The following is a 12,376-nucleotide window of genomic DNA, read 5'->3' as shown; positions in this document are numbered from 1 at the left end:
CCAGGGTAATTGCGCCGGAAGTGTGGCCGGGTACAGGTGCGGTCAGAATGGAGGCCGTGCGCACAGTCTTCGATCCCGCCGAGTCGAGTCCCGGCCGCTTCTACCGCCTTCTCACCGCGACAATCGTGCCGAGACCGATCGCGTGGGTGTCCACCGAGGCCGAGGACGGTGTGTTCAATCTCGCTCCCTACAGCTTCTTCACGGTGGCGAGTACGGCCCCGCCGGTCGTGCAGTTCACCTCCGTGGGCCGGAAGGACAGTCTGCGGAACATCGAGCAGACGGGCGAGTTCGTGATCAACATCGCGACCGTGCCGTTGATGGAGAAGGTCAACGCCTCGTCGGCGGCGTTCCCGCACCACATCGACGAGTTCACCGAGGTGGGGTTGCACGCCGAGCCGAGCGAGCGGGTGCGGCCCCCGCGGGTCGCGGAGGCACCCGCCTCGATCGAGTGCCGGTTGCACCGTGTGATCGAGATCGGCGACTCGTTCGTCGTGATGGGCGACGTCCTCGCCGTGACGGTCGATCCGGAGGTGCTGGCGGAGGACGGTGCCCCCGACTTCGCCGCGCTCGGCGCGGTGAGCCGGTTGGGGCGGACCGAATGGGGACTGACGCCCGCGGTGCGGAGACTGCAGCGGCCCGGCACTCCCGGGTGACGACACAGGTTAGGCTCCGCTGAACGATCGTCGGGATGCTGCACGTCGTCAGTGGTGGCATCCGAGCAACCTCGGAGGGCCGTATGGCGAAGAGCACCGGAACCGCACGGCGCAATCCCTATCTCAAGCCCGAGTCGCGGCGGATGGTGCGCGCGCAGGTACTCGCCGCCCAACGCATCAGCCGGACCTTCGTGCGCATCACCGTGGGCGGCGACGACGTCGACTCGATCGCACCGATGGGCTTCGACCACTGGTTCCGCATGTTCTTCCCCACCCCGGATCAGCAGGAGCTGACCCTTCCCGGCGCGACCGACGACCGTTGGTGGCCCGAATACCAGGAACTGCCCGAGGAGCGGCGTCCGGCGTTGCGGAACTACACGTTCCGCCGTGTGCGACCTGCGGGCACCGGGCTGTTCGGTCCGACCTCAGAGATCGAGATCGATTTCGCGTCGCACGGCGATCTGGGTCCGGCTTCGGCGTGGGCGGAGCGGGCACAGCCCGGCGACGAGATCGGCATCCTCGACGAGGGCATCAGCAACCTGCCCCTCGACGAAGCACGGTCGTGGCTGCTCGTCGGCGACGAGAGCGCGGTGCCCGCCGTGGTCGGCATCCTCGACTCGATTCTTGCCCTCGACCCGTTCGCGGCCGTGGAGGTCTTCGTCGAGGTTCCGCACCCGGACGATCTCAGCGCCCAGAATCTGCCGACGGGCGAGAACGTGCTGGTGCACCCGGTGATCAGGACGGATGGCGAGGCGGTTCCGGGCAGTCTCGTCGTCGACGCGGTGCGGGAGTCGACGCCCTCGTCGGATTCGGCCCACGCGTTCGTCGCAGGCGAGTCGTCGCTCGCGACCGGCGTGCGCCGCCATCTCGTGCGCGAGTGCGGCTGGGACCGTGCGGCGGTGACCTTCATCGGCTACTGGAAGTACGGGGAGCCCGTCTACTGACGGACCCCTCGAACGACCCCCTCGAACGACGAACGTCGCGGTACCGAACGACGAACGTCGCGGTACCGACCGGCGAACCGGTTCGGGACCGCGACGTCCGGATGTCGCTGGTGTCGGCTCAGCCGGCGTGCTTCTGGATGAGATCACCCAGGCGCGGCAGGGCCTCGACGACGTGCTTCTTGGCCGAGGGGCGCAGCGAGTCGTAGACCTTCTTGACGCCGGACTTCGACGTGCCGGCGATGCGCTCGTCGGTCACGCCGAGGAGAGCGTCGGCGACGACCTCGCCGCGGGCGACCAGGAAGTCCGCGAACGAACCGTTGCCTGCGTACTCCACCCAGAACGGCTGGAGCTTCTCGACGAATTCGGGCAGCAGACCTTCGACGGCACCCGGCACGATGCCCGGGCCGACCTTCTTCACTGCTGCGTAGCCACCCTTGAGGGCGAGACCGGACGCACCCTTCTTGTCCGACACCTCAGCATCGATCAGGGCTTCGACGTCTGCCTTGACCGCCGGGAACTTGTCGGCGCCGAGGAGGGCATCGCCCAGAGCTGCAACCACTTTCACTGCCTCCGTAGATGTGACACTTGTGACCGTTGGGACGCGGGGAACGATATACGACGATTCCGTGCCGTCACAGTCCGCGTCCGGCGAGGTCGTCACAGTCCGCGTCCGGCGAGCACCGTACGGCACCGACGCACCCGCTCGCACCACCACTCGACTCGATCGGGATCGGCCCGCAGCGCGTCGAGCCGCTCGGGTTCGGGCTCGACCACGACGACATCGAGCGCTCCGTCGGACATGTGCAGAGCCGGCGCGACGTCGGCGTCGAAGAAGCCACCCGTGCCCAGCCCGCAGGCGTACGGGAGGTCGGGCAGGGCGGCTGCCGCCGCGAGACCGGTGGCGATCCCCACCGCGGAGTCGAGGGCGCTCGAGACGACCACCTCGACGCCGTGCCCGGCGAGTTCGTCGGCGAGCGCGACGAGGCGTCGGACCCCACCGAGCGGCGAGACCTTCACGACGGCGACGTCCGCTCCCCCGGCCCGCACGACCCGCAGGGGATCCTCGGCGCGGCGGATGCTCTCGTCCGCCGCGATGCGCACCCCGGGCAGTCGCCGGCGCACCTCGACGAGTTCGGGGACGGTCGCGCACGGCTGCTCGGCGTATTCGAGCGGACCGTCGGCGGTGAACGCCGTGAGGGCGCGGACGGCCTCGTCCACGCTCCAGCCGCCGTTCGCGTCGATCCGGACGTGGGGCACGTGTTCGCGCACGGCCCGGACGCGAGCGACATCCTGCGCGAGATCCTGGCCCGTTTCGGCGACCTTCACCTTCGCGGTGCGCGCGCCGGGGAACCGGGTGAGCACCTCGGGGACGCGCTCCGGGCCGATGGCGGGCACGGTCGCGTTGACCGCGATCCGGGAGCGGCGCGGAGCCGGATGGCCCTGCCAGGCGGCTTCGATCGCCGACTGCAACCAGTGCGCCGCCTCGTCGTCGCCGTATTCGGGGAACGGTCCGAACTCGCCCCACCCGGCGGGTCCGCGCAGCAGCAGCACCTCGCGTTCGGTGATGCCGCGGAACCGGACGCGCATGGGCAGCGAGACGACGACTGCCCCGTCGAGCAACTCGTCCGCGGACGGGAGGGGCAGCGCGGACGGGAGGGGCAGGGAGGTCACGGCTGGCCCGGCAGCAACTGGACCATCAGCGCCTCGCAGTCGGCGAGGAGGTTGCCGTCGACATCGCGCAGTTCGGCCTTGCAGAAGGCCTTGCGACCGTCCACGCGGTCCACCCAGCCGTCGACGACGAGTTCGGTCTCGATCGGAGTGATCCTGCGGTAGTCGACGTGGAGATAGGCGGTGCGGGCGATCGGGCGGCCGTTGGCGTGGATGACCATGCCGAACAGGTCGTCGAACAGCAGTGGCAGCGTGCCGCCGTGCGCGGCCCCGTTGCCTCCGAGGTGGTAGCGGCGGAAGACGCCGCGCTCACGGACACCGTCCGGTCCGTACTTCTCGATCGTCCACGGCAGCAGCAGCGCGCTGCCGCGTCCGGGCAGGTCGACGTTGAATCCGGCGGGCGAGCGGCCCTCGGGCACGGCGTGCTCGGCGAGCAGGCCGACGAGTGCCTCGGTCTGCTCGATCGCGCGGTCGACGACCTCGTCCGGCGGGTTCGTGGAGACCATCAGATCCTGCAGACGCCGGAAGGTCTCGACGAGGCGACCGTAGTTCGGCCCCGCCTTCACCGGTTCGTAGACCGGGAATCCGCCGTGGTGTTCGTAGTCGTCGCGGGGATCGGTCTGCTCGGTCATGGTTGTGCACGTTATCGGGCGGCAGCGCACGTCGCCGAGATGTCCGGCCCTTTATGGTGACGAGGTGACCTTCGATCCAGAATTGTGGCGCCCGGTACCCGGGTTCGAGAACCTCACCGACATCACCTATCACCGACACGTCACGCAGGGCACGGTCCGCGTCGCGTTCGATCGTCCCGAGGTGCGCAACGCCTTCCGTCCGCACACCGTCGACGAGCTCTACCGCGTGCTCGATCATGCGCGGACCACCTCCGACGTGGGCGTCGTGCTGCTCACGGGCAACGGCCCGAGCCCGAAGGACGGCGGGTGGGCGTTCTGCTCCGGCGGCGACCAGCGGATCCGTGGCCGCAGCGGCTACCAGTACGCGAGCGGCGAGACCGCCGACACCGTCGACAAGGCCCGCGCGGGCCGGTTGCACATCCTCGAGGTCCAGCGGCTGATCCGGTTCATGCCGAAGGTCGTCATCGCTCTGGTCAACGGCTGGGCCGCCGGTGGCGGTCACAGCCTGCACGTCACGTGCGACCTGACGCTCGCCTCCCGCGAGCACGCCCGCTTCAAGCAGACCGATGCCGACGTGGGCAGCTTCGACGGGGGCTACGGCAGCGCCTACCTCGCCAAGATGGTCGGCCAGAAGTTCGCGCGGGAGATCTTCTTCCTCGGCGACACCTATACGGCCGAGGAGATGCACCACATGGGTGCGGTGAACAAGGTCGTCGACCACGACGAGCTCGAGAACGTCGCGCTGGAGTGGGCGCAGAAGATCAACGGCAAGTCGCCGCAGGCGCAGCGCATGCTCAAGTACGCCTTCAACCTGCAGGACGACGGCCTCGTCGGTCAGCAGTTGTTCGCGGGCGAGGCCACGCGTCTGGCCTACATGACCGACGAAGCGATCGAGGGTCGCGACGCTTTTCTCGAGAAGCGCGAGCCCGACTGGTCGCCCTACCCGCACTACTACTGATCCTGACGCGACGAACCGGCTTCGCCCCTGCTACAGCAGGTGCAAAGCCCGGTTCGCCGCGCAGGGAGGGGTCGTCCGACGGAAGGTCAGACGCAGTCGCGGCAGTAGGCCTGCTCGCCGGCGCTCGTCGCGCGACGGCTGTGGTGCTGGACGAGGAAGCAGCCCATGCAGGTGAACTCGTCCGACTGCTTCGGCAGGACCTGCACCGAGAGCTCCTCCGCCGACAGTGCCGAGAGGTCGGCGCCGGGCAGGTCGAGGGTCTCGAGGATCTCGCCCTCGTCGGTGTCGGCGGCCGCGGTGGGCTTGATGTCCAGCTCGTCCAGGGCAGTGCCACCGCCGCCCAGGATGTCGGTGGTGCGGGGAGCGTCGTAGTCGGTCGCCATGGCAGTTCTCCTCACTCGTTGTCGGCGGTGCCGCGCAGCCGCGGTAACGGCTGCGTCGGATCCGCTGTGGCAGGCCGGCGCTGTCATGGGCACCGTTGCCGTCAGTAATGTCCCATCGAAAGCTTCGTCAAACACATATGTTCAGTTACGTTCGAACCGTGTGCTCTCGGGCACACTGTGGGACATGACCGATCGCCAGAGTCCGCGAACCGCCCACACCCGCCCGGAAAGCGTCTCCGACGCCACTGTGAAAGCGACCGGCAAACTGTCCGAGGCCCTCGAGACCGTCGAGCAGGCGCGAGGCCATCTCTATGCCTTCCACCAGCTGATGGGCCGCGCCGATCTGCTCACCGGCGACGCCGAGGAGTTGTTCCGCGAGGCCGGGCACGACGAGATCGCCGAGCGGCTCGGCACCGAGATCATCGGACGCAACATCGCCGAGGGTCGCTGGACCTTCCAGCTCGTCGAGGAGTTCGACGACGGCTACTGGTCGGACTTCCGCACGTTCGAGAAGCAGGTGCGCGACGAACTCGTGGAGGGCCGGCGCCATCTGTTCGAGGCCGAGATGAAGGAATCGCGGCGCACGCACGGCCGCCGCCATCACGAGGCCTGCCCGGCCGAGGAGCAGTGACCGTGGAGATCCTCAGCAGCCGCACCATCCTCCGTCCGCGCGACCCCGAGGCCGCCCTCGAGTTCTACGGTTCGACGCTGGGACTGGCGATCGCCCGCGAGTATCCCGGCGGAACCGTCTTCTTCGCGGGGCAGTCGCTCATCGAGATCGCCGCGCACGGCCGATCCGACGACAGCGACGAAATGTTCCACGGCGCCCTGTGGCTCCAGGTGCGCGACGTCTACGACGCCGAGGCCGAACTGGCGCTGAAGGGCGTGCGCATCGTCCGGGGTGCGAAGCAGGAGCCGTGGGGACTGCGCGAGCTGTGGATCGCGGATCCCGAGGGGATCCCGATCGTCCTGGTGCAGATCCCCGAGGACCATCCCTTGCGGCGCGACCTCCGTTGACGAACGGAGGTACCCGGGCACGGCCGGAGGCAGTCGCGCGGCGCCGGTGATCTTGCACACAAGCCGTGCGGTCTGCTCTGCACTCCGCTCATGGTCGGAGTCCGAAAGAACCGGTCGGGTGTGACGGCGAGACGCAGAATTCACATCCCCGTCGCTGTACATTCACCTGCCCGCTACCCCACAATCGACAGACGTGACCGCAGAGTTCGTCGTGCTCCTGGTGGTGGTCGTCACTGCCCTCGCTTTCGATTTCACCAACGGCTTCCACGACACCGGCAATGCCATGGCGACATCCATCGCCACCGGCGCCCTCAAACCCAAGACCGCGGTCACTTTGTCCGCGACTCTCAACCTCGTCGGCGCCTTCCTGTCCGTGGAAGTCGCCGCGACCGTCGCGAAGGGTGTCGTCGACCTCGACACCGTCGGCGGTACCGATCTGTTGCTCATCGTCTTCGCCGGTCTGGTCGGAGCGATCCTCTGGAACATCTCGACCTGGCTGTTCGGCCTGCCGTCCAGCTCGTCGCACGCTCTGTTCGGCGGTCTCGTCGGCGCTGCACTGGCGTCGATCGGTGTCCAGGGCGTCGTGTGGGACGGAGTCCTGGGCAAGGTCCTGATCCCCGCCGTGCTTGCGCCCGTCATCGCGGCGCTCGTGTCCACGGTGGGCATCTGGTCGATTCACCGCCTGACCCGATCCGTCTCCACCGAGCACCGCGACCGCGGCTTCCGGCTGGGACAGATCGGCACGGCGTCCCTGATGTCCCTCGCGCACGGCACCAACGACGCGCAGAAGACGATGGGCGTGATCTTCCTGGCCCTCGTCGCCCACGGCACCATCACCGCCGACACCGAGATGCCGTTCTGGGTGAAGGTCGCCTGTGCCGTCGCGATCGCACTCGGCACCTATCTCGGTGGCTGGCGCATCATCCGCACGCTGGGCAAGGGCCTCGTCGAGATCGCCCCGCCGCAGGGCCTGGCCGCCGAGTCGTCGTCGGCCGCCATCATCCTCACCTCGAGCCATTTCGGTCTGCCGCTGTCGACCACGCACGTCGCCACGGGGTCGATCCTCGGAACGGGTCTGGGCACCAAGGGCGCCGAGGTGCGCTGGTCGGTGGCGCGACGGATGGTCGTCGCGTGGGTCATCACCCTGCCGTGCGCCGCGGTCGTCGGAGCGATCTGCTGGGCGCTCGCCCACCTCATCGGCGGCATGTCCGGCGTGCTCGTCGTGTTCGCGATCCTGTGCGCCCTGGCCCTGTTCATGTGGGTGCGCTCGCGCCGGCAGCCCGTCGACGCCTCCAATGTCACCGCCGACTGGGACGACAAGCTGGCCCCGGCGCCGGGTGCCTCCGCAACGGTCAGCGGGGAAGGACGCTCGTGAACCTGTTGACGCACACCCTCGATTCCCTGTGGCAGGTCGTTCTCGTGGGCCTGCTGCTCGGCGCCGGCCTGCCCTCCCTGTTCGCCCTGGGGGTCCGCGCGCTCGACACCGGTCGGGGCAGCGACGGCCTACCGACTCCCGTGGCGCGGACCGCCGCGGTGTTGTGCTTCGCCGTGGTCGCCTGCGCGATCCTGGCGGGAATCCTCTTGCTGGCGTCCGATTTCCTCGCCGGAACGTTCGGCATCGACATCTTCTGATCGGAGTGACGGGTGGCTCTCCCGCCGTTTCTCGCTTCCATCGTCGAGTGGCTCCGCGCCGGTTACCCCGAAGGGGTACCGGAACAGGACTACGTACCCCTGTTCGCACTGCTCGCGCGGCGCCTGTCCGACGAGGAGGTCGCCCAGGTCGCCGACACCTTGGTCGAGGACGGTGACCTGTCGATCAACCGCATCGACATCGCGGTCCTGATCAGCAAGATCACCAACAACATGCCGTCGCCCGACGATGTGGACCGGGTCCGCCGCCAGCTCGAGGCAGGCGGATGGGACACGACACAATACGATCTGTGACCACACTCGAGCTCCTGCCCGTCCCTGCCGGGTCCGCCGTCCGCTCCGTGCTGCCCACCCTGCAGCGCATGCTCGACGGTGACGGACCGGCGCTGCTCCCCGTCCCCGCCGGGGACGAGCGGGAGACGCTCCGACTCACCGCAGCACTGAGCCCCGGTGAACCCGTCGCGGACGGTGTGGGACTGGTGGTCGCGACCTCCGGCACGACCGGGACCCCGAAGGGTGCCATGTTGTCCGCGCAGGCGCTGCGCGCGAGCGGCGACGCCACCCACGCCCGGCTGGGCGGGACGGGCTCGTGGCTCCTGGCCCTGCCCGCCCATCACATCGCGGGCATGCAGGTGCTGCTGCGCAGTCTGCTCTCCGGAACCGAACCCGTCGTCGTCGACGTGTCCGCCGGTTTCGATCCTGCGGATCTGCCGGCGGCGGTGGACGCCGTGCCGGGCCCCCGCCGGTACAGCTCGATGGTTCCCACGCAGCTGATCAAGGCCCTCGACCATCCCGACGCCACCGCGGCGCTTGCCCGCCTCGACGCGATCCTGCTCGGTGGGGCCGCGACTCCCGTGCCAATCCTCGACCGCGCCCGCGCGGCCGGCATCACCGTCGTGCGCACTTACGGCATGAGCGAGACCTGCGGCGGCTGCGTCTACGACGGCGTGTCGCTCGACGGCGTGTACGTGCGCGTCGACGGGGACTCGCGGGTGTGGCTCGGCGGCGCCACGCTCGCCTCGGGCTACCGGAACCTGCCCGACCATCCTGCCTTCGCCGAACCCGGCTGGTTCCGCACCGACGACGCGGGCCTGCTCGACGACGGGGTCCTGCGCATCCTGGGACGGCTCGACGAGGCCATCTCGACCGGTGGGCTCACCGTGGTCCCCCAGGTGGTCGAGGCCGTGCTCGTCGAGCACCCGGCCGTTCGGGAGGTCGCGGTGGTGGGTCTGCCCGACGCCCGGCTCGGTCAGCGCGTCGCGGCGGTCGTCGTGCCCGTCCCCGGCGCGACGCCGACGCTCGCCGAACTCCGCGACCACGTCGAGGCCACGCTCGATCCCACTGCTGCGCCGCGTGAGCTGCAGGTCGTCGACACGCTGCCGCTGCGTGGACCGGGCAAGGTCGATCGCCGCGCCCTCGTCTCGCGCTTCTCCTGACGGGGTGCGCACGACGCGGCAGGCAGGCCCGGGTGCGAAGATCGATCCATGGCAACGGCTGGTCAATGGCTCGAAGGCGCTCGTCCGCGCACCCTCCCCAACGCGATCGCACCCGTCCTGGCGGGCACGGGCGCTGCGGCGTGGCTCGGTGAGGCCGTGTGGTGGAAGGCGCTGCTGGCACTGGTCGTCGCGCTCGGACTGATCATCGGCGTGAACTTCGCCAACGACTACTCCGACGGCATCCGCGGCACCGACGACGAGCGGGTCGGCCCGATGCGGCTCGTGGGTTCGGGGGCGGCGAGCCCCGGCGCCGTCAAGCGCGCGGCGTTCGTGTGCTTCGGCATCGCGGCCGTCGCGGGACTCGCTCTCGCCGTCACGACCGCCTGGTGGCTCGTGCTCGTCGGCGCGGTCTGCATCGCCGGGGCCTGGTACTACACCGGCGGAAAGAACCCGTACGGCTACAGCGGCTTCGGTGAGATCGGCGTCTTCGTGTTCTTCGGGCTGGTCGCGGTGCTCGGCACCCAGTTCGTTCAGGCCGGTCGCGTCGACTGGGTGGGTCTGGCCTGCGCGGTCGCCGTCGGCTCGATCTCGACGGCCGTCCTGGTGACGAACAATCTCCGCGACATCGCCACCGACGCGGAGACCGGCAAGCGGACCCTGGCGGTCAAGCTGGGCGACCCGAGGACCCGCACGCTCCACCTGGTGCTGGTCGTCGTGCCGTTCGTGATGTCGCTCGTGCTGGTCGCGGCGACGCCGTGGGCGCTCGCCGGCTTCCTCGCCGCACCGTTCGCGGTCCGCGCGCACAAACCGGTGCGGGCCGGTGCCCTCGGTCTCGCGCTGATCCCGGCGCTCAGCGATTCGGGTGTCGCGATGCTCGTGTGGGCGGTAGCCACCGCGCCCGCGCTGGCCTTCGGCTGACCATGACGCGGGCGCGGCGGACCGGGTCGCGGGCGGACGGGATCAGTCGCGGTCCGGGACGACCAGGCCGAGGACGAAGTTGACGATCGCGATGATCACGCCGCCCCACAGCGCCGCCCAGAAACCGTCGATCGTGAGGCCGTATTCGGTGAATCCGCTCAGCCACGCAGTGAGCATGAGCATCAGCGCGTTGACGACGAGCAGGAAGAGCCCGAGGGTGAGGATCACCAGCGGCAGCGACAGCAGCTTCACCAGCGGCTTCACGAGTGCGTTGACGACGGTGAAAATGGCGGCCAGCACGACGAGCGAGATGACCTTGCGGGTCGTGTCGGAGGTGCCTGCGGGATCGGTGAAGTCGATCCCGTCGACCAGCTCGACCGCGAGCCACAGACCGACCGCGTTGATGATCAACCGCAGTATCAGAGAAATCATGGTGCCACTGTGGCACACCGAACTCGGTCTCGTAACGGGCAAATCGGGCCCATCCGGGATCGCCCCTCCCCCTCAGGGGCCTCTCAGCGACGGACGGTAGCGTCGGCCGGCGTGCGTTCACGTCTTCTCCCCCTGCTTCTCGCTGTAGCCGGTCTGCTCCTCGTGGGCACGGGTTCGGTCTTCGCCTGGCTCGACCGCCCCCAGACGACGGTCGCGACCGTCTCGGAAGAGCCGAGTCCCTCTGCGGACGGCGTCGACGAGGCGCGGAGCAATCTGCAGCGGGCCGGACTGCCGCTGTCGGTGCTCGACGGCGGGGTCGGTCAGCTGACGGAGGGCAGCACCCAGCTCGACGACGGTGCCCACCAGCTCTCCGACGGTCTCCGGCAGGCCCGTGACGGCGGGGAGCAGCTCGCCGACGGTCTCGGACAACTCGACGGCGGTGTCGACATGCTCGGCGACGGTGCCCGCCAGGTGAGCGGTGGCGTCGACGAGGTGGTCGACCGGCTCTCCGGTTTCGGGGAGATGCAGGGCGACGTCACCGCGCAACTCGCAGCTGTCGCCGACACGCTCGGTGCGTCTGCAGATCCGGTCTCGCAGGGCGCGGCCGGCCGACTGCGCGGGCTCGTCGAGACCCTCGACACGCAGGGCCTCGGACCGGACACCCTCGCCCAGCTCGGGCAGTTGCGCGACGGCGCACGGCAGCTCGCCTACGAACTCACCGATCCGAACGCGCAGTTCGTCGCGGGTATGGCGCAGGCCGCCGACGGCTCGCGACAGCTCCGCGACGGCCTCGTTCTCCTCGACGACGGTGGCCGAGCCCTGACGGACGGCACCGGACAGCTGGTCGACGGTGTGGGGCCGGTGGCCGACGTCGTCGGTGGCATCGCCGACAACGTCCGGTCGGCCACCGAAGCGCTGCCGCGCACCGCGCCGGCCGCTACGGACACGCAGGCTGCGGAGGTCACGGCGACATCGGATCGTCAGTGGTGGCCGTTCGCGACGATCGCGGTCGGCACGCTGCTGCTCGTCGCGGCGACGGTCGTCCCGCTCGTCGCCGGGCGTCCGCTCGCCGTCGCCCCCGCGCAGCCGACCCGGTAACCACCCGAAGGCTCGACGACGTCAGGCAGCGGCGTCGAGGTGGCCGCTCAGGCGCTGACGGAGCTGCGCGCGCGGCACGTGCGCTTCCACGAGGGCGCCGGTCGCCGGATCGTCGCTGCGCAGCAGTCCGAGCAGGATGTGCTCGGGACGGATGACCCGTTCGCGGCGTGCGATGGCCTCCCGCAGCGCGAGTTCGAGCGACTTCTTCGCCGCCCGGTCGAACGGGATGTGACCGAGCCGGTTCGCGACGCCCCGCCGATCGGCGTTCTTCCCGTCGAGCACCCCCTTGCCGAAGGCCGCTTCGAGACGGCTCCGGACCTCGTCGAGATCGATCCCGATCGCTTCGAGCGCCGCGGCGTCCTCGTCACCGAGCGGGGCGTCGGCGGTGCGGGCGGCCCGGTCGGAGCGGAGCCCGTCGACCGTGAGACCTTCCTCCGCGAGCAGGACCCGCAGCGGTTCGTCCGCAGCGACAGCGGCCCCGATGAGCAGGTGCGACGCCTCGATCCGGGGATCGCACACCCGGATCGCCTCCTGTTGCGCTGCGACAACGGCGGATCTGGCACCGTCGGCGAATCGTTCGAACATGT

17 protein-coding genes are annotated in these 12,376 nt (G+C 69.7%); 11 read left to right on the top strand and 6 right to left on the bottom strand.

What is annotated here, in order from left to right; all coding sequences use genetic code 11:
• Window positions 1–47: 47 nt before the first annotated feature.
• Together BLV31_RS08580 and BLV31_RS08575 are read left to right on the top strand one after the other, a co-directional pair.
• A complete protein-coding gene (locus tag BLV31_RS08580; protein ID WP_039585385.1) occupies window positions 48–653 on the top strand; it encodes a flavin reductase family protein in 606 nt (201 codons plus the stop codon).
• Window positions 654–688: 35 nt separating this feature from the next.
• Window positions 689–1,597 (top strand): siderophore-interacting protein, encoded by a 909-nt coding sequence (locus BLV31_RS08575; protein ID WP_081263537.1) that lies wholly within the window; start codon window positions 689–691, stop codon window positions 1,595–1,597.
• Between the two features lie 118 nt (window positions 1,598–1,715).
• On the opposite strand, the gene BLV31_RS08570 is transcribed toward BLV31_RS08575, so the two are convergent.
• The 3 genes from BLV31_RS08570 to BLV31_RS08560 all read right to left on the bottom strand — a co-directional run bounded on the left by BLV31_RS08570 (window position 1,716) and on the right by BLV31_RS08560 (window position 3,897).
• Window positions 1,716–2,156, bottom strand: a complete 441-nt coding sequence (locus tag BLV31_RS08570) for a DUF6918 family protein (protein WP_006552306.1) — start codon at window positions 2,154–2,156, stop codon at window positions 1,716–1,718.
• A gap of 98 nt (window positions 2,157–2,254) precedes the next feature.
• On the bottom strand, window positions 2,255–3,259 hold the full coding sequence (locus BLV31_RS08565; protein WP_072740493.1) for an o-succinylbenzoate synthase: 1,005 nt from the start codon (window positions 3,257–3,259) through the stop codon (window positions 2,255–2,257).
• A gap of 5 nt (window positions 3,260–3,264) precedes the next feature.
• Entirely contained in the window at window positions 3,265–3,897 is a 633-nt protein-coding gene (locus tag BLV31_RS08560) for a PaaI family thioesterase (protein ID WP_006552307.1), read from the bottom strand.
• 64 nt (window positions 3,898–3,961) lie between these two features.
• Here BLV31_RS08560 and BLV31_RS08555 point away from each other — a divergent pair, with 64 nt between their 5' ends.
• Entirely contained in the window at window positions 3,962–4,855 is an 894-nt protein-coding gene (locus BLV31_RS08555; RefSeq protein ID WP_024101698.1) for a 1,4-dihydroxy-2-naphthoyl-CoA synthase, read from the top strand.
• Window positions 4,856–4,941: 86 nt separating this feature from the next.
• Here the strand turns inward: BLV31_RS08555 and BLV31_RS08550 are convergent, their stop codons facing one another.
• On the bottom strand, window positions 4,942–5,238 hold the full coding sequence (locus BLV31_RS08550) for a DUF4193 domain-containing protein (RefSeq protein WP_064062016.1): 297 nt from the start codon (window positions 5,236–5,238) through the stop codon (window positions 4,942–4,944).
• A 184-nt stretch (window positions 5,239–5,422) separates the two neighbouring features.
• Here BLV31_RS08550 and BLV31_RS08545 point away from each other — a divergent pair, with 184 nt between their 5' ends.
• The 7 genes from BLV31_RS08545 (at window position 5,423) to BLV31_RS08515 (ending at window position 10,259) form a co-directional block, all read left to right on the top strand.
• On the top strand, window positions 5,423–5,869 hold the full coding sequence (locus BLV31_RS08545; RefSeq protein WP_024101700.1) for a hypothetical protein: 447 nt from the start codon (window positions 5,423–5,425) through the stop codon (window positions 5,867–5,869).
• A 2-nt stretch (window positions 5,870–5,871) separates the two neighbouring features.
• Window positions 5,872–6,255 (top strand): VOC family protein, encoded by a 384-nt coding sequence (locus tag BLV31_RS08540; protein ID WP_024101701.1) that lies wholly within the window; start codon window positions 5,872–5,874, stop codon window positions 6,253–6,255.
• A gap of 193 nt (window positions 6,256–6,448) precedes the next feature.
• The gene (locus BLV31_RS08535) at window positions 6,449–7,630 is read left to right on the top strand and encodes an inorganic phosphate transporter (RefSeq protein WP_064062015.1); all 1,182 of its coding nucleotides are present in this window, start codon (window positions 6,449–6,451) and stop codon (window positions 7,628–7,630) included.
• Window positions 7,627–7,887, top strand: a complete 261-nt coding sequence (locus tag BLV31_RS08530) for a hypothetical protein (RefSeq protein ID WP_024101703.1) — start codon at window positions 7,627–7,629, stop codon at window positions 7,885–7,887. The genes BLV31_RS08535 and BLV31_RS08530 overlap by 4 nt, the downstream gene beginning before the upstream one ends.
• A 12-nt stretch (window positions 7,888–7,899) precedes the next feature.
• Window positions 7,900–8,199, top strand: coding sequence for a DUF3349 domain-containing protein (locus BLV31_RS08525; RefSeq protein ID WP_006552314.1), 300 nt, complete (start codon window positions 7,900–7,902; stop codon window positions 8,197–8,199).
• Window positions 8,196–9,341 (top strand): o-succinylbenzoate--CoA ligase, encoded by a 1,146-nt coding sequence (gene menE / locus BLV31_RS08520; RefSeq protein ID WP_064062014.1) that lies wholly within the window; start codon window positions 8,196–8,198, stop codon window positions 9,339–9,341. Before BLV31_RS08525 ends, menE begins: the two co-directional genes overlap by 4 nt.
• 48 nt (window positions 9,342–9,389) lie before the next feature.
• Entirely contained in the window at window positions 9,390–10,259 is an 870-nt protein-coding gene (locus BLV31_RS08515) for a 1,4-dihydroxy-2-naphthoate polyprenyltransferase (protein WP_006552316.1), read from the top strand.
• Window positions 10,260–10,301: 42 nt separating this feature from the next.
• On the opposite strand, the gene BLV31_RS08510 is transcribed toward BLV31_RS08515, so the two are convergent.
• Window positions 10,302–10,691, bottom strand: a complete 390-nt coding sequence (locus tag BLV31_RS08510; protein WP_033096110.1) for a phage holin family protein — start codon at window positions 10,689–10,691, stop codon at window positions 10,302–10,304.
• 111 nt (window positions 10,692–10,802) lie between these two features.
• Here BLV31_RS08510 and BLV31_RS08505 point away from each other — a divergent pair, with 111 nt between their 5' ends.
• Entirely contained in the window at window positions 10,803–11,789 is a 987-nt protein-coding gene (locus BLV31_RS08505; protein ID WP_033096111.1) for a membrane protein, read from the top strand.
• Between the two features lie 21 nt (window positions 11,790–11,810).
• Here BLV31_RS08505 and BLV31_RS08500 read toward each other — a convergent pair whose 3' ends face one another.
• Window positions 11,811–12,374, bottom strand: a complete 564-nt coding sequence (locus BLV31_RS08500) for a Clp protease N-terminal domain-containing protein (RefSeq protein WP_033096353.1) — start codon at window positions 12,372–12,374, stop codon at window positions 11,811–11,813.
• Window positions 12,375–12,376: the final 2 nt, after the last annotated feature.

The organism is Rhodococcus pyridinivorans (assembly GCF_900105195.1).
GTDB classification, from domain to species: domain Bacteria; phylum Actinomycetota; class Actinomycetes; order Mycobacteriales; family Mycobacteriaceae; genus Rhodococcus; species Rhodococcus pyridinivorans.
The sequence above is the reverse complement of the archived record's forward strand: the minus strand, read 5'-3'. Positions and strand labels throughout refer to the sequence as shown.

Coding starts and splice junctions, on each gene's coding strand:
- BLV31_RS08560 (WP_006552307.1), bottom strand. CDS start 3,897: ATGACCGAGCAGACCGATCCCCGCGACGACTACGAACACCACGGCGGA.
- BLV31_RS08575 (WP_081263537.1), top strand. CDS start 689: ATGCTGCACGTCGTCAGTGGTGGCATCCGAGCAACCTCGGAGGGCCGT.
- BLV31_RS08545 (WP_024101700.1), top strand. CDS start 5,423: ATGACCGATCGCCAGAGTCCGCGAACCGCCCACACCCGCCCGGAAAGC.
- BLV31_RS08515 (WP_006552316.1), top strand. CDS start 9,390: ATGGCAACGGCTGGTCAATGGCTCGAAGGCGCTCGTCCGCGCACCCTC.
- BLV31_RS08550 (WP_064062016.1), bottom strand. CDS start 5,238: ATGGCGACCGACTACGACGCTCCCCGCACCACCGACATCCTGGGCGGC.
- BLV31_RS08510 (WP_033096110.1), bottom strand. CDS start 10,691: ATGATTTCTCTGATACTGCGGTTGATCATCAACGCGGTCGGTCTGTGG.
- BLV31_RS08580 (WP_039585385.1), top strand. CDS start 48: ATGGAGGCCGTGCGCACAGTCTTCGATCCCGCCGAGTCGAGTCCCGGC.
- BLV31_RS08500 (WP_033096353.1), bottom strand. CDS start 12,374: ATGTTCGAACGATTCGCCGACGGTGCCAGATCCGCCGTTGTCGCAGCG.